A 24197-nucleotide genomic window follows, 5' to 3' on the forward strand; every position below is an offset into this window, starting at 1 on the left:
TACCCAACCTGTATGGGAAGTTGTTCACAGCGCTTTTCTCCGGAATGAAGCGCACCGGACAGGCCGCATGAGATCTGTGATCGTTAGGTCAAGACTCGATCGGAGTCGGTGTGGCTCCACGGAGGATTCGCCTCGTCGGACAAGTGGCCGTGAATCTCAGCCCGTGCAATGCTGTCGGCCCATTGTTCAGGACAGTTCTGACTCGACCCGACATAGAAAGGCCTTACCGCTCCATCTACCATCCAATCCCTGAGGGTCGGCCCGCATGTGCGCTATGCCTCCCAACGCTGGCGCTCGTGGAGGAGCGGAATTGAAGCGATCGCAGCTCGTATCCCGGCAGGGGTGGGTGCTGAATCACCGAACCCTTTGTGGCCCTCCCTTGTCAGGTGATAGGGGAAGTGCGTTCCGGACGGGCTCAGGCCACGCTGCACTCGCAGGTCAGATCTGTTCGTATGCGGCGTCGCGGGTGCCCGTGCCCAGTTTGCGGAGCAGACCATCTTTTACCAGGCCGCGCAGCATCCGCCAGGCCTGCTGGGTGTTCAGGCCACAGGCATCTCGGAGATCCACATTCCGCACCCGACCGCGTTCCCGCGCGAGGGCGAGAGCGATGGCCCTAACTTCCGCCCTGGACGGCCCAGCACCTTCGTGACGTCCTGTGGCCACGTTCTGGGCCTTCTGGCGGCCACTGGCCCCCGAGGGCACCATGGGCACGGAATGGGCCGGGTCGTGCTCGCCCGCCTGATCGGCCGGTGGAGACAATGCCGGCTGGGTGGGTTCAGCAACGGATCGGTTCAGGGCGCGCTGCACATCGACACCCAGGGCATACGAAATGCCCCGGCCCACGCCGGAACGCGCGATCAGGCCGTGCTCCTCCATGGATCGCAGCAGTCTCGGCGTCCGGTCTTCGGGGAGTTGCAGCGCGCGGGCCAGGGCGTCCCGTTTGGCCTCGCCCTCGCGTGCCAGCACGCTGAGGACGATCAGCATGTCCAGCGACAATGTCTGCATTTCTTCCTGCTTGCGGGCCACGAAGCGCACGAACTCGGCGTCGAAGCCCGGCGAGTGCAGGATCAGCGTCACGGCGTCCGGGTACGTCGTGTACTCCGGCGGTTCTTTGCCATGCCGCAGCATCAGCGAGTACATGGTGTCCACGCCCACGCCCGCCCGCTCGACCAGCCCCAGGCGCGCGAGCACCTCGGCCAGCAGCGGATTGCGGCGTTTGGGCTGGTGCCGCAGGATGTTGCCCGGCGTGATCCCCCCGGGCAGGCCGCCCGGATTCAGGATTTCCAGACGGTCCGGGTGGTGGTGCACGTGCACCACGTCCCGCAGGCGGTACTCGCGGTGCGTCAGGGCATTCAGCAGCGCTTCACGGTACACGGCCTCGTCCTGATCCCACACCTCGATCCGGAACAGCCCCACCTGCACCGGCGTGAAGCGGTTGCGGGCCTGGATCAGCTCGGCCAGCCGCGTGAGCAGCGCCGGAATCGGCCGCAGCAGATCCTCCCGGAAGTGGAAGTCCACGCCCACGCCCGCGTGGTGGTAGTAGCACACCTCCGCCTGCGGCACGTGGGCCCGCAGCGCCGCCGGGGTGCCGGCGAGCAGGATGGCCGCCAGCGTGGGCCGCAGCGCCCCGCCGCTCGGCACCAGCAGGCCCAGTTCCTGCAGGAATTCCAGGTCGGGCAGGCCGGTCGCCTGCGTCCGACGTCCCAGGCCCCGCAGGCGGGCCACCTCGGCCGGATCGAGGTCGGCCAGCGAGGCATCCGGGGGTACCACGGCCGTGTAGTCATGATCGGCCACCGGCTCGGCCCCTGGCGGCGTGACCGGCACCAGATGCGCGCCGTCCCAGGCGATCACGGAACCGTCTGGCGCGGCCAGCACGTACGGTGCCTGCGGCACGAATACCGCCAGCACCCGCGCCCCGCCGGCCAGCCGGTGGTGCTGCACGTTCACAGTCAGCCGTCCTCCGGACAGTTCGAAGATCGCATGCGTGACCATCAGCGGGTGCAGTTCCCCCGCATCCCGACCGATACCGTTCTCGCTGCCCACCACGTCCACGCCGACCAGCACGGTGCCGCCGCGCGCGTTCGCCAGCCCCACGGCATAGCGGGCCAGCTCCTGCGGCGTGACCTCCAGCGGCAGGTGCACGCAGGACGGGCCGGGCGGGGGCAGCACCCCGACCGGAGAAGCCGCGTCCTGGCCACCACTTGTCACGAGGAACCAGTATAGGGGAGGGCCGGGATGGCCCAGGCGCGGGTCAGGTGCAGGTCACCGTCCAGCCAGACGAGGGCTGTCCGGCGACCCACACCGAAGACGATGGCCGCCTGTCTGAACCTCCGCCCGAGCGTCACGGCATCGCGCAGACATGCGCCAGGCAGGAGGAGCGCCTCCTCGGCCCACGGTTCTTCCCCGTTCACCACGGGAAAGGACGGCGATGCCCAGGCGACCAGCAGGCGCCGGGCCGCCTCGGCATTGTGCGAGTCCGGGTGCCGGAGGCCGTGTGGATTCCACGCCGTTACGATCGCCCAGGATCTGCTCCCGGCGGCCCACGGGGGCGCCCACCCGGCGTCGTGCTGCCCGAGGTAAAACCGTTCTCCGGGTGGGCCGTACGCCGTGCCCTCGAAAGCGGCCCGCAGCGCTGCTCCAGTCGTGTGGAACCCGGTCAGCGCATCACCGGCGCGGTCACGTTCAGGATCAGGCCCCCGCGCAGCCGCAGCACCAGACTGATCTTCTGTCCGGCCGTGAGGTGCCCACCCAGCACCACCCGGTAACCCGAATCGCTGCCCAGCAGCAGGTTGCCCTGTACCGGCATGCTGTCCACGACCTCGCAGCGCGGCGCGCACTTCATCAGGCGGCCCCGGCCGATGCTGCTCCACACGCCAACCAGATCATCGGATTTCGGCACGCTCACGCGGCCCTGCACGATCGCGCCGCCATGCACGATCTTCAGGTTCAGGGTGGCGGACAGGCCCTGGGTGCTCTGGGCCTGGGCGCCCAGGGGCAGGAAGGGCAACAGGCTCAGCAGCAGGGCAGCGCGGTGTCTCACTCGTCTCCTTCGGCATCGTCGTCCTGATCCGCGGGGGCCAGGGTATCGACATTCGTCTTCATGATTTCACGCAGCACGCTGGTCGCAAAACTGCCGCGCGGCAGGTTAAACGCCACCCGGAATCCATCGTCCTCGGCCGTCACGCTTCCTTCGTCCAGAAACACCCGCGTGAGCCGCCGGTCTCCCCGGCGCGACGCGAAGGCCCCGGCCTCCAGCCCGAAGGCGGCCAGCGCCTCGGCTTCCAGGGCACCTGCCTCGAAGTTCAGCGGGCGCACCTTCTTGCCGAACAGGGTTCCGGTGGCGCTCACCTCGCCCCGCGCGGCCCGCTCCCCCTCCGTCAGGGGATCCTCGACCTGGAAGACGCCGCCCGTGTCGTGCTTCTTGGCCATGTCGCCGCGCAGCAGGCTGCTGAATACGCCGCGTTCCAGGCGCAGGCTCAGGAAGCGGTTGAAGACCATGCTCTGCACGCTGGACGTCAGGAAGCGCCGCACGCGGGGATCCTTCACGCGCGACTCGCCGCGCAGCACACGCAGTCCCTCCTCGGCGTTCACGCCGCCCAGTCCGAAGCGCTGCGGCCCGAAGTAGTTCGGCACCCCCTGGGCCGCCAGGGTTGCCATTACCTCGCGCGCCTGGTCTGTGCTTCCGCCCGCCTCCCGTACGCGGATCTCGAAGCGGTTGCCGCTCAGGTGACCCATCCCCAGCTTGTTCGTGTGCCGCGTGACCTGCACGACCTCCACACCCTCGAGCGCGAGGGCCTCCAGGCGGCGCTCGACCTTGCCCGGCAGGCTGAGCCACTGGGTGGTCACCGCATGACGGTCCTTCAGGCCTGCCACGCCGATGTCCCGCTCCCGCACGCCCAGCTCGGCGGCGAGCAGGCGGATCACGTGCGCGGTCGTGTGGCCAGTCTTGCGCACTTCCGCGAACAGGTGCTCGCCCTCGCCGGCCAGCGCGTACAGGGGCACCTCCTGCACCACGAAGTCCTCCGGCTGCCGACGGAGCACCCCGCCCGTTCCGGAACCGGTCGTCAGGGGATGCAATGCGGACCAGTCGAACACCAGACTCACGATGTCGCCCACCATACGCCACCCCGGCCCGCAGCGGCGTGAGAGGCTGCCGTACAGAGCACGGCGGGTGAGGGCTACGGGAACCGGTGGTGAGGGCAGAACCGCCGTCCAACACGAGACCTGATCAAAATCAGCTCCACGTCAAGGCCCCTGACGCCAGGCCGGATACCCCCACCGAGCGACCGGACGCCGTCAGTTCAGGACGCGTTCCGAGGCGCGGGCCGCCGGCGTCCAGTCGGCCCGGAACAACCGCGCGGACGGCTCCGTTCCGGCATTGCCATACCAGACCCGCACGCCGCTGTCCCACGCGGTCACCGGCAGCAGGGCGACCTGCCCGGCCCGCAGTTCGGCGAGCACCTGACCGTTCTCGCCGCGCACCCGGTACCACGCGTTCACGCCCGCTGGCGACCAGCCGGCCAGCAGGAGCTTTCCACGCGACACGTTCTTCAGGTGGGCGCCCCGCTCGGTCAGGGTGATGTTCAGCTCCGGCCACTCAGGCACCAGGGCCGTGTTCCAGCGCACCTGGAAGCCCAGCGCCGCACGGGCCGGGCGCGGATACAGAACCGCCGCGAGCAGCCCGGCCACACCCGCGAGCAGCAGCACCAGCGCGAGCACCAGCAGGAGCGGTTCGACCTGCTGCCAGGCTGCGGGCAGCACCGCCAGACCAAGGATCACGCCCACGGCGGGCCACGCGAAGGCGGGCCGGCTGCGAACCGGACGGTAGGCGTCCGGCCAGTATTCAGCCAGCGCGAGAGCCGCCAAGCCCACGCCGAACAGCGCCGGAATGTCCAGCAGGGCCGCCGTGAGGAGCGCTGCCAGGCCCGGCACCGCCCAGTACGCCACACCCGGCATGAAGCGCGAGCGCGCCTCGCGGATCACGCGCAACAGCCAGTACCCCGCGATCAGGGCCACGCTGAGCGCCAGCGCTCCACTGATGGGCAGGAGCGGCCCCAGTGGCTGTAGCAGGGACGTCACGGCACTCCCTCTCCCTTCTTGTGTCGGCCCAGGCCGGCGGCCGCGCCGCCCCCGGTGCCGGCCACCGGAAAGCCCCCCGGCAGCGGCGACAGCGGAAGGCGTTCCAGCGACACCCGGCCCTGTGGCGCGGCCACCGGCTCGGCCGGCAGCAACTCGACGCCCGTGGTCATGGCGCCCGGCTGCCCGTGGCGTTCCAGCTCGAACACCAGATGCGGCAGTTCATCACGCAGAATACCTTCCCAGGCGGTCTTCACGGCATTCAGGCTGCCCGGCATGGCGAAGACCAGCGCGCCACGCGACAGGCCTCCGACCGCGCGGGACAGCATGGCCGCGCCACCCACCTGCTGGTAACTGAGCATGCGGAACAGCTCCCCGAAGCCCGGAATGGGTTTGGTCAGGATGGACTCCACTACGGGCACGGTCACGTCCCGCCCGGTGATGCCCGTGCCGCCCGACGACAGCACGATCTGCGCCTCCCGCGAGAACTGCACGAGCGCGGCGCGGATCTCGACCGCGTCATCCTTCACGATCCGGTACGCGACCACCTCGTGCCCGCCGGCCTTCAGTTCGTCCATCAGGTACTGGCCGCTGGTGTCCGTCTCGGGGGTGCGGGTGTCGCTGATGGTGACCAGGGCCACGCGGGCCGTCCGTGGGGCCGCATTCCGGTGTTGTTGCGCCGATTCATCCGTCCGCGCCGCAGGATCGGAAGCCGGTGGGTTGAAAGGAATGGGAGCGTCGGCCATGCATCACGATACCCTGCCCGCCGGAAGGGCCGCCATGTCAGATCCCCCTTTCAGGGTCTCCTGCGCGGTGGCGGGCCGCTACTCCCGCCCGGCGTTCAGCACGTTCCGGGCGTTCTCCGGCAGACTCACCCGGTCACGGCGCAGCAGGGCCGAACGGGGGCGGCGCAGGCTCAGCGACAGGAACACCTCGGCCTGCTGGGCCAGGAACTCGCGGTAGCCGTCCTCCTTGCCGCTGCGCACGCATTCCAGCGCCAGCAGATCCAGTTGCCCTTCCAGCAACTGGAGGGCCAGGAAGCGCGCGGCGTTCGCGCCGCTGTCTCCGATGACGCCGGCCACGGCCGCAAGGCGCTCCGGGTCGCGCAGCAGCACGCGGGCCGTGCGTTTCACGTTCGGATCGTCCAGGGTCAGCGTGCACGCCCGGCACGGCTGCTCCTCGCTGGGTTCCTCGCAGACCGGGCAGGGCCGCCAGCCCTGTTCCTCGCGCCACTTGCGGGCCCGCGTGATGGCCTCGGCCGCCTGCAATGCGGCCGGGCGCAGGTCGCCCGTCACGTCCTTCACCAGCCGCCGCGCACGCGCCTTGTCGGGTGCGGGCAGGGCGGGCGGGGGTGGCGCCGTGACCGCCTCGCGCACCGGCCCGACGCTGAAGCGCAGTTCCATCACGGAATCGTCGCCCAGCAGGGCCCTGAGCGCCTTGAGGAAGTGATGGCGCTGCATGGTCAGGTGATGCGCGGTCGCGCTGTCCCGTACCTCGATGAACAGCACGCTGCCCTGCTGGGTGCGGGGTCTGGTCAGGCGCGCGATCTCCGGCCCGACCGCCTGCGGCCACGCCAGAATGGCCCGCGCCCGCCCGATCCCCTTGGCGAGTTTCGCCGTGCCGAGCGTCGCGCCCATCAGCTCCCCGATGCCGCGCGGCCCGCTCAGCCGCCGGCCTCCCTGCTTGCGGTAGGGGTTGCTCATGCGTCCGTCTCCACCATGCTTGGCTCCAGCACCTCGGGCTCCAGTTCCGCCGTCATCTCCGTGGTCAGTTCCCACAGCTCACCCTCGGGCGTGAAGCGGCCCGCGTGTGCCCTCAGGGTCAGGGCTGCCCCAGGCGCGCGCTCCGTGCCGGTCACGAGCGCCTGGGGCACGCTGGCGGCCAGCTCCAGCAGGAAGGCCCGGCGACCCGGATCGAGTTCCGCCGAGAAGTCGTCGACCAGCAGCACCGGCCGCTCCCCGAAGCGTTCGGCCAGCAGTTCCAGTTCCGCCCGCCGCAGGGCCAGCGCGATCGTGCGGCCCTCGCCCCGGCTGGCGTACTCGGTCGCCGGGAAGCCGCCCAGCGTGAGTTGCAGGTCGTCGCGGTGCGGCCCCGTGACCGTGGAGCCGCGGGCCAGTTCCTCGGCCTGTCGGGCCACCAGATCGGCCGCGAAGGTCTCGGGCGTCGTCGATTCCGACAGTTCCAGCGTCAGGGCCTTGCGGCTGCCCAGACCTGCGTTCGCCTCGGACGCCAGTTCGTTCAGGCGCGTCAGGGCCCGTCTCCGGAACAGCATGATCTCCGGCCCGAGTTTCACCAGCGCCTCGTCCCACACGTGCATCGCCCAGCTTTCCCCGCCGCGCAGGGCCGCATTGCGCTGCGACACGGTGCGCTCGTACCGCGCGAGCTGCTGCGCGTACCGGGCGCTCAGCCGCGACAGCAGCGAATCCAGATACGCCCGCCGTCCTGCTGGCGCGCCGAACACCAGTTCCGAGTCCTCCGGGCGGATCCACACCGCGCTGCCACGCGGCAGGTCGCCCGCCCGGACGCGTACGCCGTCCACCTTGAGCTGCCGTCGCCCCCGGCCCAGTCCCACTTCCTGAATGCTGAGGCTGCCGGCGGATTCCAGATCGGCGCGCACGTAGGCTTCCTTCTCGCCCTGCTGCACCAGCTGCTCCAGGCGGGTCACGTCCGTCAGGCCTGTCAGCGCCAGGAACGCTGCCTCCAGCAGGTTCGTCTTGCCGGCCCCGTTCTCCCCGTACACGCCGGTCACGCCCGCCGGAAACCGCAGCGTGCACGGAGCCAGGTTCCGGTAGTTCAGGGTGGAGAGTGAGTCCAGGCGCACCCGCGCATTCTAGGGTGCGGCGCGTGGCCGGACTGTTTCCCGTCCCGGATATCGCGGCAGCCGCAGTCCCTATGCTGCGCCCATGCCTCCTGCTCGCGACTCCCTGCTGATCGTCACGCCGCATTCCTCCGGACAGGTGCCTGCCGACGTGCTGCGCGACATGCTCGGCGACGCCGCGCTGGACACGCCCACCCGCACCGCCTTCCTGCGCCGCCTGTTCCTCGACGGCGATCCCTACACCGACCTGATCTACGCGCTGCCCGGCGCGCGGCACGTGAACGCCGCGTGGAGCCGCTTCGTGGTCGACCTGAACCGCGACCGCGACGACCGGGTGGACAACGGCGTGATCAAGCTCGTGGATTTCACCCGCACGCCCCTGTATCCGGACGGCTTCACCCTGAGCGAGGAGGCCCGCGAGGCGAGGCTGCGGCTGCTCTGGGATGCCTTCGACCGGCAGGTCACCGCCGAACTGCCCGGCGCACAGCTGCTGGTCGTGGGTCACTGCATGGGCACGCATGGCCCCGCGCTGGGCCATGACACGGGCACGCCGCGCCCCGCCATCTGCCTGATGCCCGGCGAGGACGACGCCCCCACCTTTCCCTACGAGCACTGGCCCGCCCTGCAGGCCGCGTGCGAGGCTGCCTTCGCGGACGTGATCGCCGCGAGCCCCTACGAGCGCGTGACCATCGGGGAACCGTGGCAGAGCGACACCCTGAGTCTGAACCACTTCCGCCGCAGCGGCGTGCCCGCCTTCGGCATCGAGGTCAACGCCGGGCTGTACCTGGGCGATGGGGGAGAGCCGGTGGACGCCGCGATCCGCGCCCTGAACGCCGGGTTCGCGCGCTTCGCGGACGCCGCCCTGGCGCTCCTGACCTGATCCGCCCTGAGGCCTACGCGTCGCGCGTCGCGAGATCGCGGATCACCGTCAGGAGCTCCTTCGCGGCGTCCGGATCGGCGGCGTCCCTGAAGGCGTCTTTCAGCAGATCCAGTCCCTTCGCGGCCTGAGCATGCGCGAAGTCCTGCGCGTGCGTCACGCTGCCGGAGTCCAGCAGCCACGCGTGGATGTCCGCGATGACCGCCAATTCCTTGTCCGGGCGGCTGCGGTGCATCTGCTCCAGGAACACGCGGCGCTGTTCATCCGGGGCGTGGGTCAGCCAGTGCAGCACGATCAGGGTGCGCTTGCCCTCCAGCAGGTCGCCGCCGATCTCCTTGCCGTACCTCGCCGGATCGCCTGCCAGATTCAGCACGTCGTCCCGGATCTGGAACGCTGTGCCCAGGGCCACCCCCGCCTCCGTGAAGGCCGCCGCCGGCTCCACCCCCGCTGCGAGCGCGCCCAGCCGCAGCGGCGAGATCACCGTGTAGTGCGCGGTTTTCAGCTCCACCATCTCCAGGTAGTCGGTTTCCCGCAGGTTCCACTCTCGGTGCTCCACCCACGACAGGTCGAGGTGCTGGCCCTCGGCCGTGCGGTGGATCATGCCCAGGAACTCCTCCATGGCTCCGGGCACGTCCGCGTGCCGGACGGCCTCCCACATGTACACGTGCAGGGCGTCGCCCACGTTGATGGCCAGGGGAACGCCGTGCAGGCGGTGCAGGGCGGGCTGCCCCCGGCGCTCCTCCGAGTCGTCCTCGATGTCGTCGTGGATCAGCACCCAGTTCTGGAACAGTTCCAGCGCCGCCGCGAGCCACAGCGCGCCCTCGTGGGCGGGTGTGCCGGAGGCCGCGCCGTGCGCCCGCGCACTGGCAAGCAGGAGTTCCGAGCGGATGCCCTTGCCGCCCCGCGTGGGGTAGTCGCGCAGCATGTTCGAGTAGGCCTGGAGTTCCGGCCGGGAGCCGCCCGTGGGCAGCAGCGACAGCACGCGCGACAGCAGTTCATCCCTCATCGCGTGGCAGTCTAGCGGCTCGCCCCGCTCCGCCTTCACAACGTGATGCGACCGCCAATGGTACGGACGCGAACACACGTTCCCGCCTCCGGCCGCCACGATCAGGCCATGAAACGTCCCCTGAAACTCGCGCTGCTGGTTGGAATGGTGCTGGCCGTCCTGGCTGCCTGCGCGCCCGCCCTGACCCCCGGTCCGGACGGGCAGACGCTGCGCCCCGCCCTCAGCGGCGAGCGCCGGTTCCTGACCCTGCCGGACTTCGGGAAGGTCGCGTACTACGCCGATCCGCGCGGCACAGGCCGTCCCCTGATCCTCACACCGTCCGTGAATGCCGCCGCCAGCGCCTACGAAATGAAGCCCCTGTGGGATGCCTACGTCGGCACCAGGCCCGTGTACGCGCTGGAATGGCCGGGCTTCGGCAGCAGTGACCGGCCCGACACCCGCTACACCCCGGCCCTGATGACTTCTGCCCTGAGCGCCCTGGTCGCGCAGCTCGGCACCGACGTGGATGTCGTCGGCCTGTCGCTGGGCAGCGAGTTTGCCGCCCGCGCCGCCCTGAGCGACCCGCACATTCACACGCTGGCCCTGATCAGCCCCAGCGGCCTGGGCCAGCCGCGTCCCGGTACGCAGCGCGCCAGCGCCGACGATGGCGGCCAGCGGCTCTACCGCACCCTGAACGCCATCAGCTCGCCGCTGTACGGCCTGCTGCGGCTGCGGCCCGTGATCGAGTCCTTCCTCGACCGCTCCTTCCGCGGGCCGGTCGACCAGGGGCTCGTGGACTACGGCATGGACACCACCCGGCAGCCCGGCGCGAAGTACGCGCCCGTGTACTTCATCAGCGGGCAGCTCTTCACCCCCGATGCCTACGCCGAGCTGTACGGCAAACTCACCATCCCAACCCTGGTGCTGTACGACCAGGACGCCTTCGTGTCCTTCGACCGTCTGCCGCTGTTCACCGCGCAGCCCAGCGTGCAGGCCGTCCGCATTCCCGACACTGACGGCCTGCCGCACTTCGAGAAGCTGCCCGAGGTCAGGGCCGCCCTCGACACCTTCTGGGCCGCGCACCCCTGACCCGGCCCCCCTCCCCCCGGAATCTGCACGGCCGCTAAAGGCCCGCTCAGCGCTGGGTCAACGCCCGATCATCCCCTGATCATGACGCACTCGGCACACTGCGCCCATGACCTTCTTGCTTGCACTGGCCGCCATCGCCCTGCCGCTCGTCCTCGCGCCGGTGCTCTACCCCAGAGGGGGTCAGGACACGCCGCTGGCCGACGCCTGACAGGCCTCGCTAACGCGGGGAGGCTCGTGTTCCACGGCTTCACGGCGACACCGGTCACCCGCGACGACTCCCGTTCAGGAGATCGGTCAGGTGCAACCGATCAGTCGACGCTTTCTGCCTCGGCAAGCCCGCGCACTCCGCTGCGGGCCAGCGAGATGCAATGGGTCAAGCAGAACCACAGGCGGAGGAGGCGGAGCATGAATGAATGCTCCGCCTCCTCCTTAACCGGCCGCTGAAATCGGAGGGCCGGGCGGATGGACTCAGGCCTTGGCCAAATCTGAACGCGAGCGAACCAGTCCTGTGCTGCGTCAGGCTTGCGGCACGGCGGACGTCACATCTGGCGCCCGCTCGGCGCCTTCGCGGGTGCGGTGCTCCTGGCGGCGCGCGAGGTCGGCGAGACTACCGAAAACAGTGAGCAGAACGATCAGTCCGAGCATACGGGAGCTCCTCCACGGCCCAGCCTGCCCTGGCCGGGTCAGGAGGTCGTCATGGCCCCAGCATGAAGAAGGCCGCCTGACAGCACTCTTGCACTGACCCGGCGGCACTGGTGAGGGAAGTGGTGGAAGAACCGGTCAGTCCTCGTTCTCGTCGTCGGGCAGATCGGCGTTCGAGTACACGTTCTGCACGTCGTCCAGTTCTTCCAGCGCGTCGATCACGGTCATGAGCTTGCGGACGTCGTCCCCGCCGACGGCCACCGTGTTCGTCGCGATCATGGTCAGCTGCGCGCTCTCGATCTCGTAGCCCGCGCCGGACAGGGCGTCCTGCACGGCGTACAGGTCGTTCGGGGCGGTGCTGATCTCCAGGCCCTCGTCGGATTCCTGGATGTCCTCGGCGCCGGATTCGATGGCGAGTTCCTGAACCCGCTCGCTCACGTCGCGCACCAGCAGCACGCCCTTCTTCTCGAATTGCCACGCCACTGAGCCGCTGTTGCCCATGCTGCCGCCGCGCTTGTTGAACACCGCGCGGATGTCGGCCACGGTACGGTTCACGTTGTCCGTCAGCGTCTCGATGAAGATCGCCGTGCCGCCCGGGCCGTAGCCCTCGTACGTGACTTCCTTGTACTCGGCCGCGCCACCCTCGGCCCCGACCGCGCGCTTGATGGCATTCTCGATGTTGTCGGCTGGCACCGTATCCGTCTTTGCCGCCGCGATGGCGTTCTTCAGGCTCAGGTTCCCGGCCGGGTCGCCGCTGCCGCCCGACCGGACGGCCGCCTGAATGGCCCGGATGTGCTTGGAATACATCGCGCTGCGTTTCTTGTCGTTCGCGCCCTTCTTACGCTTGATCTGTGCCCACTTGCTATGACCGGCCATGTTTCAGAACACTCCTTGCAGGATGATCGCGCCGGGCCCCAGATGGGACGGCGCGTGACGGCAGGCATTCTAGCGTGCCGCGTCCAGGGTGCCAGCACTTCATGCCGTCGCGACCCGCCCGGAGTGGGGCCTAGCCGTCCTCGTCGTCGGGTTCGGCGACCGGATGCAGGGGAAGAAGGCGCTCTTCCAGCTCGCTGGGCGTGGGGGTGCCACGTTCCGCGTTGCTGGGCCCGGTGTCCAGGCCGCTGATCAGCACCTCGCCCCCTTGCTCGGTGGCGTCGGTGGGCCGCTCCGCCGGTGTCCGTTCAGGGGATGTCATGCCGCCCAGCATACGCGCCACCCGGCGTTCACGGCCTTCACTGCTGGGCGATACTGCGGTCTCCGATCACCAGATGCAGGTCGCCCACGCCGGGCGCGGTCACCGTCGCGTGCCGCCCGACGATCGCCCGCGTGAGCGGCCGTTCCGGGTGCAGGATGCGGGCGAATTCGTCGATCAGGCTGTCCTGCACGGTCGCGCCGTGAATGCGCGCGTGGGCACCCACGCTGACGTTCGGGCCGAGCACCGAGCCCCGGATGCTGGCGTGCGGCCCGATCCACAGCGGGCCGGTCAGTTCGCTGTCCTGCACGCTCGCGCCCGGCTCAATCACGATCAGGCCGCGCAGGTCGCTGCTCAACACCCGGCCCTCGACCCGGCCGGTCTGCTCGCCCAGGAAGTGCGTGTTCGCCACCAGCAGGTCGGCGGGGGTGCCCGCATCGCTCCAGAACCCCTGGAATTCCACGGCGCGTACCACGCCGCCGCGCGCGGCCAGCGCCGTGATCGCCTGCGGGAATTCCAGTTCCCCGCGCTCGCTGGGCAGCAGGGCCGCCACGTCTTCCAGCAGTTCCGGACGGAACGCGAACACCCCGCAGGCCGCCAGATCACTTTCCGGCTCGACCGGCTTCTCGACCAGACGGAGCAGCCGACCGTTCTCGACGATGGCCACACCGTACGCCTGCGGGTTCGGCACACGTTTCACGCCGATCACGGCGTCTGCGCCGTCCTCCAGCGCCGCGCGCAGGGGCTTCAGGGAATCCTGGAAGAGGTTGTCGCCTAGGTACAGCAGCGCGGGCTGCTGTGCCAGGAACTCCCGTGCGGCCAGCACGGCATGGCCGGTGCCGAGCGGCTCCCGCTGCACGATGAACTGGAGGGGCCCCAGCTCCTGCGTGGCGTCGCGCAGATCCGGCTCGCTGCCGGGGCTGACGACCACGCCAATCCGTGCCACGCCCGCTCGGCGCAGCGCCTGCACGGCGCGGGCGATGATCGGCACGCCCGCCACCGGCACCGCGTGCTTGGGACGCGTGGCACTGACGGGCAGCAGGCGGCTGCCACGTCCGGCGGCGAGAATGAGGCCATTCATGAAATCGGTTGCACTATATCCGTCCTCGATGAGCGCCGTCCGGACTCAGCGCCCGCTCTGCCCCTGAGCGGAGCTCACCGGCGCAGCGCGTCCTCTAGGGCGTCCGCGAACCCGTCCTCGGCATCCAGCCACGGGTAATGCCCGGCATCCAGCACGGTCACGTCCCCGTCGGCCAGGTCTGCGACGTACTGCACCTGCTCCGGGTACGCGCTGCGGTCGTGCGCTCCCGCGATCACATACACCGGGCGGCGCAGTTCGGTCAGGAAGGGCGCGTACTCGAACTCCCACAGGCCCTGGTTCACGAGCGCCTGCTGAACCTCGCCCCCGCCGATCAGCTGGCCTTCGGCATCCAGGAATTCCAGGTGCATGCGGCTGGCTGCGTCCTTGAAGTGCAGGGCGTTCAGCAGGTCGCGGGCGTTCAGCAGCGCGAAGGCCTGCTCGATCCGCGCGGCACCCACCTGCGGGTGCTGTCCCTCGGGCATGCTGGCGCGCAGGTCGGGCGCCGGGTCGTTCAGGGCCACGCCCTGGCGCGCACTGGCCTCGGACAGCAGGGTCAGGGCCAGATCCGGGAAATGCACCCAGGGATTTACCACGATCACGCGCTCGGTGCGGGTCGGATACCGCCGCGCGTACTCCAGCGCCACCAGCGCCCCGAAGCCATGCCCCAGCGGCACGATCCGCTCGGCCCCCAGAAATTCGCGCAGCGCCTCCAGATCCCCGACCAGCGTGTCCAGATCCAGGGTGTCTGCGCCCTGCTCGGTGTCCTCCAGCGGGCCGCTGCGCCCGGAACCGCGCTGGTCGAGGTACACCGTGCGGCGGGGCATGCGCTCTGCGAACATGGCCTGGAACGAGTACGCGTTGTACCCGGGTCCGCCGTGCAGGAACACGACGGGCGCCTCACCGCTTTCCTCGCCCACTACCTCGAAGTACAGGTCGGCGCCGTTCAGGTGCTCCTGGTGAACCTTGACGTCGAGCAGGGCTTCGTCGTCCTGCCCGTCCAGGTCGGACAGGGTCGCTCGATCCGGGTCGCCCGGGGGGAGCGTCGGCTGGTCGCGGTCGGAAGAATCCGGAGTCATGGCGTCATTCTAGGGAGCGTGTGCGGCCCGGCGCCGACACGCGCGGCGCATGCACGCTACCCTGCCGCCATGTCCAGTCCCGACTCCGGCGCACCCCAGGGCATCGCGTTCACGCTGGACGGCGTGGACGAACTGGGCTTCGCGCGCATCCTGAACGACGTGATGCACGACGCCGCGTTCGGCCGCCCCCTGCAGGTGCAGGCCCAGGAACCCCGCGCCGGGCAGGCCGCGCGCCTGACCCTGGTGTTCCGCCCCGAGCACCGGACGGCCGCCGTGGACGCCATGCAGCGCCTGAAAACCATCCTCCTGCGCCACAGCGTGCAGGTCGATTCCATTCACGTGCCGGGCGATCGGTAGGTCGACCGGCCCTCCAACGCGGTGTGAACGCTTGACCGATTCCATCGGCTGTTAAGGGAGCCTAAATCGCGGTTGGGACTGCGCCCCCGGCGTGGCCCCTACGATTGGCAAAACTGATGTTGCACGACGGGGTGAAGGGATCATCCAGGGCGTCACCAGCCCTGAGGCGTCGGCAGTCCTTCGGGCCCTACCCCAAAAGGAGACACACGGGCACTTATGGAGCAGCGAATCCTACTGATCGAGGACAACCCGGACATCACCCGCGTTGTCCAGTACGAACTTGAACAGGCTGGATACTCGGTGCTGAGCGCCCCGGACGGCGTGACCGGTCTGACCGCGGCGCGCGAGAGCACCCCGGATCTAGTCATCCTCGACCTGGGCCTGCCGGATCTCGACGGCGCCGAGATCGCCCGCCGGCTGCGCAAGACGAGCAGCGTGCCCATCATCATCCTGACCGCCATGGACGCCGTGGATCGCAAGGTGAACCTGCTAGAGGCCGGCGCGGACGACTACATGACGAAGCCCTTCCACCCGGAGGAACTCGTCGCCCGCGTGAAGGTGCAGCTCCGCCACCAGCAGCACGGCGAGGTCATCTCGATCGGGGCGCTGGAGATTCACCCGCAGAAGCGCCTGTGCCACTACAACGGCCACGAGGTGCGCCTCTCGCCCAAGGAATTCGACCTTCTGACCTTCCTGGCCCGTCAGCCGGGCCGCGTGTACTCCCGCCAGGAGATCGAGCGCGAGGTCTGGAACGGAGAGTTGCCCAGCAACAGCAACGTCGTAGACGTCCACATGGCGAACATGCGCGCCAAGCTGCGCGACCTCGACGGGTACGGCATCATCCGAACCGTGCGCGGGATCGGATACGCCCTGAAAACCCCCTGAGCGTCAAGGATTGACCGGGCCACTCCAGTTCATGGATGTGGCCCGGTTCATGTGCTTTCCCACGGGAGGGCTATCTTCGGCGCCCGTTGGTGCGGCGGCCGAATACGACCCACGCCGCTCCAGCCGCGAGCAGTCCCACGCCCGCGTACCCCCACACGTTCGGGCCGGATGCCGCTGGCGTGACGACGTTCCCGGTGGTGGGCGCTCCGACCGGCACGACCCGGTCCGGGGCGACCGCGCCCGCGATGGCATCCACCGCCATGAAGATCACCGCGTAACGGAACAGGTCGGCACCGATGTTCCGGCTGCGGTAGTAGGACTGCGGGTAGGGGTAGTACCGACCGTTCTGAAGCTGGTACGGGTACGCGCTGCTGCGGGTGGCCGAATATGTCAGGGCCGTGCGGGGTACTCCGGCGGGCAGCGGCGCACTCTTCCACGCGCTGACCTGCGCGGGCGTGACACCGGCGGCGGCGGCCCGGTTCGCGGGGCTGGAGCGCACGCTGGCCGTGCTCGGGAGCGCCGCGCTGCGCTGGCTGGACGCCGACGAGCGGCTGGGCAGGCTTGGAGAGGGTCGGGGAGCGGTGTTGGGGGGGATCGAGACGCGCGGCACGCTGGTTCTGGGCACGCTGCGGCTACCGCCGAAACTGCCACCGCTGCGCCGGGCTGCGTCGGCCAGCCCGCCCAGCAGGGCCAGGGTCGTGAGCACGGTGGTCAGGGAACGCTTCATTCCCTCCAGTACGCGGCCCGGAGCGCGAAAGTTGCGCCTGCTGCTGCTGTCCTAGACCACCCCGGCTGCCCGACGGGGTGCGCGGCTACACTCCAGGCATGCAGTCTTGCAGCGCGTTCTTTTATTGGTTCCGGTTCCACCGGGCCTAGCCTTCGCGCTGATCACGACCCCACCGCCCGGTGAGCCCACAAGGCCGCCGGGCGCGTCTCTTCCCGCCAGCATGGCAAAGGACCGTCCCCGCATGACGCACCCCGATCCGAATATCCAGGCAGGACGCACCGAGAACCTGAACGTGTCCGGGTTCACGCCCCTGATCACGCCCCGCGCCCTGAAGGCCCTGCACCCCCTGACCGCGTCGGCCGAGCGTACCGTGCTCGCCGGGCGCCGCGCGGCGCAGGACATCCTGCACGGCCGGGACGACCGGCTGCTGGTCGTGGTGGGCCCCTGCTCGGTTCACGACCATGCACAGGCGGTCGAGTACGCCCACCGCCTGGCCGGCCTGCGCGAACGCGTGAAGGACAGGATCGAGGTGCAGATGCGGGTGTACGTGGACAAGCCGCGCACCACGGTGGGCTGGCGCGGCTACCTGCTCGATCCAGACATGACCGGCGCGAACGACATCAACCGCGGCCTGGAACTGACCCGGAAGCTGATGATCGAGGTCAGTGAACTGGGCCTGCCGGTCGCCACCGAACTCCTCGACCCCTTCGCGCCGCAATACCTGTTCGATGCCGTGGCGTGGGCGTGCCTCGGTGCCCGCACCACCGAGTCCCAGACGCACCGGGTGATGGCGAGCGCCGTGTCGGCCCCGATGGGCTTCAAGAACGGCACCGGAGGGGGTATCAAGCTCGCGGTGGACGCCATCGTGGCGGCCCGCGCGCCGCACGCCTTCTTCACGGTGGACGACGACGGACAGGCCTGCATCGTGCACACGCTGGGGAACCCCGACGGCCACGTGATCCTGCGTGGGGGCCGCAGCGGCCCGAACTCGGCCCCACAGTTTGTGAAGGAGGCCGCCGACCTGATGACCGCCGCCGGCCTGACCCCGGCGGTGATGGTGGACTGCTCGCACGCCAACAGCGGCAGCGACCACACCCGCCAGGGCCTGGTGTGGCGCGACGTGATGCACCAGCGCGCCGCCGGACAGCGTGCGATCAAGGGCCTGATGGTGGAGAGCAACCTCGTGGGCGGCAAGCAGCCCATTCCGGCGGACCTGTCCAGCCTGATCCCCGGCGTGAGCGTCACGGACGCCTGCGTGGGCTGGGACGAGACCGAGGCGCTGCTGCTGGAGGCGCACGCGGCCCTGGCCCGCGAGACCGTGCAGGGCTGAGCGCTGCCTGACTGCCAACATTGGCCCCGCCTACGGTTCCGTGGCGGGGCCTGCGTCATGGTGGGAGGATGACCGGACGAACCACTCCCGGCGGGGGCCGCCCGCCCTCGCAGCGGGCCAGCAAGGTCTGCGCGGTGTGCGGGCGACCCTTCACGTGGCGCAAGAAATGGGAACGCGACTGGGAGCACGTGAAGTACTGCTCCGACCGCTGCCGCGCCGCTGCGAAGAAGGTCGTCCCGTGACGGTGCCGTCTTCCCCGGCGCCCACCTGGGGGCTGGTGTGCATGACGGTCGGCCCGGAACTGCGCTTCCGCACGGTGACCCGCACCCGCTACCAGCAGCTCGATCCCGGCGCGCGGGAGGCCGCGTTGCGCGACATCTACGCGCACAACATCGCCCGCACCGGCTCGGCCGCCGCGTTCTGCGCCGCGCGGGGCATCGGCATGTACCGCCTGAGTTCCGCCCTGTTCCCCATGCTCGACCTGGACGGCGACGACACCGGCGCAGCCGTGCTGGACAGTCTTTCTGAGGAACTGCGTGCCGCCGGTCAGGGCTTTCTGGATGCGGGCATCCGTGTCTTGATGCACCCGGATCAGTTCATCGTGCTGAACTCGGATAGTCCGGACGTGCGGGAGCGCAGCGTGAAGGCCATGACCGCCCATGCCCGCGTCATGGACGGCCTGGGGCTGGAACGCAGTCCATGGAATTTCCTGCTGCTGCACGGCGGCAAGGGGGGCCGGAGCGCCGAACTCCAGGCCGTCATCCCGGATCTGCCGGACGGCGTGAGAACCCGCCTGGCACTGGAGAACGACGAGCGGGCGTACAGCCCCGCCGAGCTGCTGCCCGTGTGCCAGGCCACCGGCGTGCCCCTGGTGTTCGACGCGCACCACCACGTCGTCCACGATCGCCTGCCGGACTTCGAGCACCCCAGTGTGAGGTCGTGGGTGCTGGCCGCCCGTGAAACGTGGACGCCGCCCGCATGGCAGGTCGTACACCTCAGCACCGGCATCGACGGCCCTCAGGACCGCCGGCACAGCCACCTGATCACGGCCGTGCCCAGCGCCTACGCGGACGTTCCCTGGATCGAGGTCGAGGCCAAGGGCAAGGAGGAGGCCATCGCCGCGCTGCTGGGCCGGGCCTGACGCGCTACCCTGGGCCACGTGAACGTCGTCGTGTTCGACTTGGAAACCACGGGCCTGTCGCCCGAGCGTGACGGCATCGTCGAGATCGGCGCGCTGCGCGTGGTGGACGGCCGGATCGACGAGACGCTGCGCTACGAGACGCTCGTGAGACCCACGAACGCGGCGGGCGATCCGCTGCTGATTCCGTGGCATGCCGAGCGCGTGCACGGGATCAGCAACGACATGGTGTGCCGCGCGCCCACCATCGATCAGGTGCTTCCGGAATTCCTGGACTTCGTGGGCGGGGATGCCGTTGTGGCGCACAACATCGGCTTCGACGGCGGGTTCATGCGCGCCAACGCCGCCCGCCTGGGCCTGACCTGGAAACCGTCGGCCGAGCACTGCACCGTGCAGCTCTCCCGCCGCGCCTTCCCGAAAGAACGGGCGCATAACCTGACGGTACTCGCCGACCGGCTGGGCCTGAACTTCGCGCCAGGAGGCCGTCACCGCTCGTTTGGCGATGTGCAGGTGACCGCCCAGGCGTACGTGCGACTGCTGGAGATGTTGCAGGTGCGGGCGTAGGCCGGAGTGCCAAGCGTTCGCCATCGAACCGAGCGTTCGTCAGCACTTGATCCGGGTTAGTCCAGCAGTGAGTAGATGATCTCCTGAGCGTCGTCCAGCGGCAGGGTCTGCCCGACCTCGGAGACCCGCAGCGGGCCGCCCAGTTCTGCCGCCGCCCTCAGCAGCGGCCTGGTCGCCCGGCGATCCAGCGAACCCCACAGGTGTGCCGCCCCGCTGGATCGCCACAGCAGCGCGCCCACTGGTGTCCCCTCCCGGTACGCGAGCAGCAGCGCGGCGTCCCGGTCGCCTTCCAGCCGCACTGCGAGGTGCTGCGCGAGGGCGTCCGCCCAGCCCGGCGTTCCGTGGGCCTCGGCCAGCACGCGCGCCCAACTGGGCAGGGTCAGCCGGGAGACCTGCTCGACGACCACGCCGGCCTCCAGTTCGGCGTCCATGCCGGTGAGGGTGCCGACCCGCAGTCGGGCGACCGCACGCGCGCCGGGCACCGGGCCTGTGGATGCGACCAGCACCGGAACCCCCTGACCCTCGTGCCAGTCACGCACGGCCGTCATGTCCACGTCCGAAGGATCGTCTGGCAGGAACGTGGCGTTCAGGGCCAGCACGTTCACGCCCGGCGTGAGCAGGGTGGTGGCGCCGCCCTGCTCACGCTGGAACGTAGACAGTGGAGCGTGGTACGCCACGAGGTCGCCCAGACCAGCGGCCAGCATGCGGGCGTTACAGGGCGCGGCGCACCGTGCAGATCGCGCCGTCGGTGGTGGTTCCGGCCGCGACCCTCAGGACGGCCAGCGTGGACGACTGCGGCCGGTCGGCACGCACGGCCGTCCACTGCCGCCGCAGGGAGCCCAGCGCCTGCCCGAGCTGGCTGGCTGGAACAGTCACGGTCAGGCCGCTGCGCAGGGGCGGGCGATCCGTCCCGAAGGCGCAGATGCGGATCTGGCGGGGCGTTCCGGCCAGCGGAAGCAGCGCCGTGACGGTCAGTGTGCCGTCCTGGGCGTTCATGACGGTGACCACGCTGAAGGCCGCGTCGCCCCGAACCAGTCCGAAGGCGGTGGTGGTGCCCGCCGACTGCTCCACGCTCACCACCGTGAACGCTGTGCGGCTCAGGCTGCGGCCCGTGTTCGCCTGCCGGAAGTCCAGCGTCCAGCGGGTGTTCAGCGTGAACGGTGAAGGGGTCGGTGGGGCCGCCGCGCCCGCCACCGACACCAGCGCCAGCAGGAACGCCACTCGCTTCATCCCTACCAGGGTAGCGGCTCCGTGCGCCGGCAGGTGAGTGACCCGCGCCTCACCCACGGAACACCCCCGGTACCTTCAGGTGAAGGCCCGGGGGTCTCGGAGTGAAACGGCCCTCAGTTCCAGCGGCCGCCGCGCTGCTGGCGGGTTTCGGGTTCCGGCGCGGCGTACAGCTCCTCGGCACGCGAGAGCTTCTTGCGGCCGTACAGGCCCTCCAGGATGAACTCCGCGGCGGCCACGCGCACGTCGTCGCTCTGGCTCTCGGCCAGCTCGGCCGACAATTCGGTCAGGCCCGGCACTTCCTTCGTGGCCTTCATGGCGGCCCCGGCGTTCCCCGACTGCGGGAAGCGGAAGACGTTCCCGGCCTCGAACCACTTCTCCAGTTCCTTGGTGTCGGCGCTGCCCAGCAGGCGGCCGTACACGGCCCCGGCAGCCTTGCGGATCACGTCCTTGGCCACACTGTCGGCTCCCTTCAGCTCACCCTCGTACTCCAGCTCCATCTTGCCGGTGATGGCGGGCAGCCCGGCGTACACGTCGCTCACGCGCACCACGGCCTCGCCGTCCCCGACCAGGGCGCGGCGTTCGGCATTCGCGGCGGCCACCTCCAGCAGCGAGATGGGCAGGCGCTGCGACACGCCGCTCATCTTGTCCACGCGGCCGTCTTCCCGTGCCTGGAAGGCGATCTCCTCGATCAACTCGGAAATGAAGGGCGGCACGACCACGTGCTCGGCCCGCACGGACTCCTGCGCGGTGATGTCCATGCCCAGCTTCACATCGGTCGGGTAGTGCGTGCGGATTTCGCTGCCGATGCGGTCCTTCAGCGGCGTGACGATCTTCCCGCGCGCCGTGTAGTCCTCGGGGTTCGCGGAGAACACCAGCATCACGTCCAGTTCCAGGCGGATGGGGTAGCCCTTGATCTGCACGTCCCCTTCCTGAAGGATGTTGAACAGCGCCACCTGCACCTTCGGCGCGAGGTCGGCCAGCTCGTTCACCGCGAAGATGCCCCGGTTGGCACGCGGCAGCAGCCCGAAGTGCATGCTGCGCGTGTCGCCCAGGCTGGTGCCCAGGCGCGCGGCCTTGATGGGATCGACGTCCCCGATCAGGTCGGCCACCGTCACGTCGGGCGTCGCCAGCTTCTCCACGTAACGGTCGGCGCGGGGAAGCCAGCGGATCGGCAGCTCCAGCCCGTGCGCTTCCAGCAGGTGCTGGCCCTCGGCGCCCACCGGGTTCAGGGGATCGTCCGGCATGTCCACGTTGTCGATCACCGGCACCACGTCGTCCAACATGCCGGTGATGGCGCGCAGGATGCGGCTCTTCGCCTGACCGCGTAGGCCCAGCAGGATGAAGTTCTGCCGTGCCAGCAGCGCGTTCACCAGCTGCGGAATGACGGTGTCGTCGTAGCCGACCACGCCGGGGAAGAGGGTCTCGCCCGCGCGGAGCTTGCGGGTCAGGTTTTCACGCACCTCGTCCTGCACCAGGCGGATCTTGCCGTCGAAGGGTTTACGCCCGGCGTATTCGGGCGTATTGAGAAGTTCACCGAGCGTTCTGGCCCTTGCAATCACTGTCATCTTGCGCGGACGCTACCACGCACCCGTCAGGGGGAATGTGCGGGTGGTGGCGGTCCTTGTGTCAGACGGCTGCGTGGCCTCCCGTTCAGCTCGGGCTGTGGGACGCGGCCGCAGCGGCGTCCGACGCCTGCTCGTCCTCCAACGCCTTGTAGGCGCAGACGGCGGCCAGGGCGGCGACCTCGACCGGCACGCCGCCGAGTTCCAGGTGCACGTCCTTGCCGTCCACCACCCCGCCGATCCGGCCATGCAGGGAGTCGCCGTCCACCGTCAGCCGCACATCCTTGCCCGCGATGCGGCCCGAGTAGCGCCCTTCGACTCGGTCGCCCTGGATGCTCAGGTGCACGTCGTCTCCGTCAATGCGGCCGCCCAGCCGCACGTCCACCCGCTCCGGGGTCACGTCGCCATCGGCATCGAAACCCGCGAAGTGACCGCCGATGCGGCCGTCGATGTCACCGCCGCGCAGGGTCAGGTGGATGTCCTTGCCCTCGAAGCGCCCGCCGATCCGTCCGGAGAGGCGCTCGCCATTCCAGTCGCCGTGGAGGTCGTAGCCCTGGGTGATGCCGCCGATGCGTCCGTTCAGGTTCGCCATGTCAGGAGGTACGCGCCGGGGCACGCGAAGGTTGCGGCGCCGCAGCCAGGGCCACCCCCGCCACGCACAGGGCCAGCCCCGCCAGCGAGGTCACGCTCAGGCGTTCGCCGTACAGCAGCCACGATTCCAGCACGGCCAGAGGCGGCACCAGGTAGAACAGGCTGCCCACGCGGGCGGCGGGCAGGTCGCGGATCAGGGTCATCAGGAGCAGGATCGCGCCGACCGACAGCACCAGCACCAGCCATGTCAGGGACACGATGAATTCCGTGTTCCAGTGGATCACACCCCCGCCGCGCGCTGCAGTCACGAGGCCCAGCGCGGCGGCGCTCGCCACGTACTGCACCGACGTGCCCCCCAGCAGCGGCATCTCTGCCCCCACCCGCCGCTGGTACAGCGTGCCCGCCGTGGTGCACGCCAGCGCGATCACCGCGGCGACCAGCGCTCCGTGACTGATCACGCCGCCGCCCCCGACCCGGCCCTCCACGACCAGCAGCATGCCCGCGAACCCCAGCGCCAGCCCCACCCACTGCCGGGTCGACACCCGCTCACCCAGCAGCGGCCACGACATCAGACCGGTCAGCAGGGGTTGCAGGCCCACCAGCACGCTGGTGATCCCGGCGGGCAGACCCAGCCAGATGGCCGTGGTCACGCCGCCCAGGTACCCGGCGTGCAGCAGCAGGCCCGTGATCCCCGCCCGGCCCGCCTGTGCCCGGGTCGGCCACGGCGCGCGTAGGGCCACGGTCAGCAGGGCCATCAGGGCGGCAGCCACGGTGAACCGCAGGGTCAGGTAGGCGAAGGGATCGGCATTCAGCGCGGCTCCCTTGGTTCCGATGAAGCCTGTGCTCCACAGCACCACGAACAGCAGCGGCGCGGCGGCCAGGAACACGGATTTCGCACGGGACATACGGCAGGCTAGAGCATCCTGCCACCCTGGGTTCGCTTTTTGCCCGACTGGAACAGCTGCGGGGCTAGGAGT

The 24197-nt window shown here is 69.8% G+C and carries 28 protein-coding genes; 8 read left to right on the forward strand and 20 right to left on the reverse strand.

Annotated elements, in window-relative coordinates; translation table 11 throughout:
• Positions 1-438: 438 nt before the first annotated feature.
• The 8 genes from E7T09_RS01780 to recF all read right to left on the reverse strand — a co-directional run bounded on the left by E7T09_RS01780 (position 439) and on the right by recF (position 7897).
• Positions 439-2208 (reverse strand): helix-turn-helix domain-containing protein, encoded by a 1770-nt coding sequence (locus E7T09_RS01780; protein WP_136387420.1) that lies wholly within the window; start codon positions 2206-2208, stop codon positions 439-441.
• Complete coding sequence (locus tag E7T09_RS01785; RefSeq protein ID WP_136388428.1) at positions 2205-2660, reverse strand: DUF3293 domain-containing protein; 456 nt, start codon at positions 2658-2660, stop codon at positions 2205-2207. Before E7T09_RS01785 ends, E7T09_RS01780 begins: the two co-directional genes overlap by 4 nt.
• Positions 2657-3040 (reverse strand): hypothetical protein, encoded by a 384-nt coding sequence (locus E7T09_RS01790; protein ID WP_136387421.1) that lies wholly within the window; start codon positions 3038-3040, stop codon positions 2657-2659. The genes E7T09_RS01785 and E7T09_RS01790 overlap by 4 nt, the downstream gene beginning before the upstream one ends.
• The gene (truD, locus tag E7T09_RS01795; RefSeq protein ID WP_136387422.1) at positions 3037-4119 is read right to left on the reverse strand and encodes a tRNA pseudouridine(13) synthase TruD; all 1083 of its coding nucleotides are present in this window, start codon (positions 4117-4119) and stop codon (positions 3037-3039) included. The genes E7T09_RS01790 and truD overlap by 4 nt, the downstream gene beginning before the upstream one ends.
• A 177-nt stretch (positions 4120-4296) precedes the next feature.
• The gene (locus tag E7T09_RS01800; protein ID WP_136387423.1) at positions 4297-5079 is read right to left on the reverse strand and encodes a hypothetical protein; all 783 of its coding nucleotides are present in this window, start codon (positions 5077-5079) and stop codon (positions 4297-4299) included.
• A complete protein-coding gene (locus E7T09_RS01805) occupies positions 5076-5822 on the reverse strand; it encodes a molybdenum cofactor biosynthesis protein B (protein WP_136387424.1) in 747 nt (248 codons plus the stop codon). Before E7T09_RS01805 ends, E7T09_RS01800 begins: the two co-directional genes overlap by 4 nt.
• 78 nt (positions 5823-5900) lie before the next feature.
• Positions 5901-6779 (reverse strand): DUF721 domain-containing protein, encoded by an 879-nt coding sequence (locus E7T09_RS01810; RefSeq protein WP_240741564.1) that lies wholly within the window; start codon positions 6777-6779, stop codon positions 5901-5903.
• A complete protein-coding gene (gene recF / locus E7T09_RS01815) occupies positions 6776-7897 on the reverse strand; it encodes a DNA replication and repair protein RecF (protein ID WP_136387425.1) in 1122 nt (373 codons plus the stop codon). The genes E7T09_RS01810 and recF overlap by 4 nt, the downstream gene beginning before the upstream one ends.
• A gap of 82 nt (positions 7898-7979) precedes the next feature.
• Here recF and E7T09_RS01820 point away from each other — a divergent pair, with 82 nt between their 5' ends.
• On the forward strand, positions 7980-8774 hold the full coding sequence (locus tag E7T09_RS01820) for an N-formylglutamate amidohydrolase (RefSeq protein ID WP_136387426.1): 795 nt from the start codon (positions 7980-7982) through the stop codon (positions 8772-8774).
• A gap of 13 nt (positions 8775-8787) precedes the next feature.
• Here E7T09_RS01820 and E7T09_RS01825 read toward each other — a convergent pair whose 3' ends face one another.
• Entirely contained in the window at positions 8788-9777 is a 990-nt protein-coding gene (locus E7T09_RS01825; protein ID WP_136387427.1) for a polyprenyl synthetase family protein, read from the reverse strand.
• Between the two features lie 108 nt (positions 9778-9885).
• Here E7T09_RS01825 and E7T09_RS01830 point away from each other — a divergent pair, with 108 nt between their 5' ends.
• Entirely contained in the window at positions 9886-10845 is a 960-nt protein-coding gene (locus E7T09_RS01830) for an alpha/beta fold hydrolase (protein WP_136387428.1), read from the forward strand.
• 516 nt (positions 10846-11361) lie between these two features.
• Here the strand turns inward: E7T09_RS01830 and E7T09_RS22405 are convergent.
• The 5 genes from E7T09_RS22405 to E7T09_RS01850 all read right to left on the reverse strand — a co-directional run bounded on the left by E7T09_RS22405 (position 11362) and on the right by E7T09_RS01850 (position 14836).
• Positions 11362-11490 (reverse strand): hypothetical protein, encoded by a 129-nt coding sequence (locus E7T09_RS22405; protein ID WP_255578379.1) that lies wholly within the window; start codon positions 11488-11490, stop codon positions 11362-11364.
• A gap of 135 nt (positions 11491-11625) precedes the next feature.
• Positions 11626-12363: a YebC/PmpR family DNA-binding transcriptional regulator gene (locus tag E7T09_RS01835; protein ID WP_136387429.1), complete on the reverse strand. Its 738-nt coding sequence runs from the start codon at positions 12361-12363 to the stop codon at positions 11626-11628.
• A gap of 130 nt (positions 12364-12493) precedes the next feature.
• Positions 12494-12682, reverse strand: a complete 189-nt coding sequence (locus tag E7T09_RS01840; protein WP_136387430.1) for a hypothetical protein — start codon at positions 12680-12682, stop codon at positions 12494-12496.
• A gap of 37 nt (positions 12683-12719) precedes the next feature.
• A complete protein-coding gene (locus tag E7T09_RS01845) occupies positions 12720-13760 on the reverse strand; it encodes a sugar phosphate nucleotidyltransferase (RefSeq protein ID WP_136387431.1) in 1041 nt (346 codons plus the stop codon).
• A gap of 74 nt (positions 13761-13834) precedes the next feature.
• On the reverse strand, positions 13835-14836 hold the full coding sequence (locus E7T09_RS01850; RefSeq protein WP_136387432.1) for an alpha/beta fold hydrolase: 1002 nt from the start codon (positions 14834-14836) through the stop codon (positions 13835-13837).
• A 69-nt stretch (positions 14837-14905) separates the two neighbouring features.
• Here E7T09_RS01850 and E7T09_RS01855 point away from each other — a divergent pair, with 69 nt between their 5' ends.
• Together E7T09_RS01855 and E7T09_RS01860 are read left to right on the forward strand one after the other, a co-directional pair.
• A complete protein-coding gene (locus tag E7T09_RS01855; protein ID WP_136387433.1) occupies positions 14906-15193 on the forward strand; it encodes a hypothetical protein in 288 nt (95 codons plus the stop codon).
• 216 nt (positions 15194-15409) lie between these two features.
• Positions 15410-16078, forward strand: a complete 669-nt coding sequence (locus E7T09_RS01860; protein ID WP_136387434.1) for a response regulator transcription factor — start codon at positions 15410-15412, stop codon at positions 16076-16078.
• 70 nt (positions 16079-16148) lie between these two features.
• Here E7T09_RS01860 and E7T09_RS01865 read toward each other — a convergent pair whose 3' ends face one another.
• Positions 16149-16805 (reverse strand): hypothetical protein, encoded by a 657-nt coding sequence (locus E7T09_RS01865; protein ID WP_136387435.1) that lies wholly within the window; start codon positions 16803-16805, stop codon positions 16149-16151.
• A 241-nt stretch (positions 16806-17046) separates the two neighbouring features.
• Here E7T09_RS01865 and E7T09_RS01870 point away from each other — a divergent pair, with 241 nt between their 5' ends.
• From E7T09_RS01870 to E7T09_RS01885, 4 genes are all read left to right on the forward strand, one after another.
• Positions 17047-18135 (forward strand): 3-deoxy-7-phosphoheptulonate synthase, encoded by a 1089-nt coding sequence (locus E7T09_RS01870; RefSeq protein ID WP_136387436.1) that lies wholly within the window; start codon positions 17047-17049, stop codon positions 18133-18135.
• Between the two features lie 68 nt (positions 18136-18203).
• Positions 18204-18377: a DUF2256 domain-containing protein gene (locus tag E7T09_RS01875; RefSeq protein ID WP_136387437.1), complete on the forward strand. Its 174-nt coding sequence runs from the start codon at positions 18204-18206 to the stop codon at positions 18375-18377.
• Positions 18378-18379: 2 nt separating this feature from the next.
• Positions 18380-19276 carry a UV DNA damage repair endonuclease UvsE gene (uvsE, locus tag E7T09_RS01880; protein WP_255578409.1) on the forward strand — a complete coding sequence of 299 codons (897 nt, stop codon included), beginning with the start codon at positions 18380-18382 and terminating at the stop codon, positions 19274-19276.
• An 18-nt stretch (positions 19277-19294) separates the two neighbouring features.
• Complete coding sequence (locus tag E7T09_RS01885; protein WP_136387439.1) at positions 19295-19837, forward strand: PolC-type DNA polymerase III; 543 nt, start codon at positions 19295-19297, stop codon at positions 19835-19837.
• Positions 19838-19893: 56 nt separating this feature from the next.
• Here E7T09_RS01885 and E7T09_RS01890 read toward each other — a convergent pair whose 3' ends face one another.
• From E7T09_RS01890 to E7T09_RS01910, 5 genes are all read right to left on the reverse strand, one after another.
• The gene (locus tag E7T09_RS01890) at positions 19894-20541 is read right to left on the reverse strand and encodes a hypothetical protein (protein WP_136387440.1); all 648 of its coding nucleotides are present in this window, start codon (positions 20539-20541) and stop codon (positions 19894-19896) included.
• Positions 20542-20548: 7 nt separating this feature from the next.
• Positions 20549-21067: a hypothetical protein gene (locus tag E7T09_RS01895; protein ID WP_136387441.1), complete on the reverse strand. Its 519-nt coding sequence runs from the start codon at positions 21065-21067 to the stop codon at positions 20549-20551.
• A 113-nt stretch (positions 21068-21180) separates the two neighbouring features.
• The gene (locus E7T09_RS01900) at positions 21181-22632 is read right to left on the reverse strand and encodes an ATP-binding protein (protein ID WP_136387442.1); all 1452 of its coding nucleotides are present in this window, start codon (positions 22630-22632) and stop codon (positions 21181-21183) included.
• A gap of 85 nt (positions 22633-22717) precedes the next feature.
• On the reverse strand, positions 22718-23221 hold the full coding sequence (locus E7T09_RS01905; protein ID WP_136387443.1) for a hypothetical protein: 504 nt from the start codon (positions 23219-23221) through the stop codon (positions 22718-22720).
• A gap of 1 nt (position 23222) precedes the next feature.
• Positions 23223-24125 carry a DMT family transporter gene (locus tag E7T09_RS01910; RefSeq protein ID WP_136387444.1) on the reverse strand — a complete coding sequence of 301 codons (903 nt, stop codon included), beginning with the start codon at positions 24123-24125 and terminating at the stop codon, positions 23223-23225.
• Between the last annotated feature and the right edge of the window lie 72 nt (positions 24126-24197).

The sequence above is a fragment of the Deinococcus sp. KSM4-11 genome (assembly GCF_004801415.1).
Lineage (GTDB): Bacteria > Deinococcota > Deinococci > Deinococcales > Deinococcaceae > Deinococcus.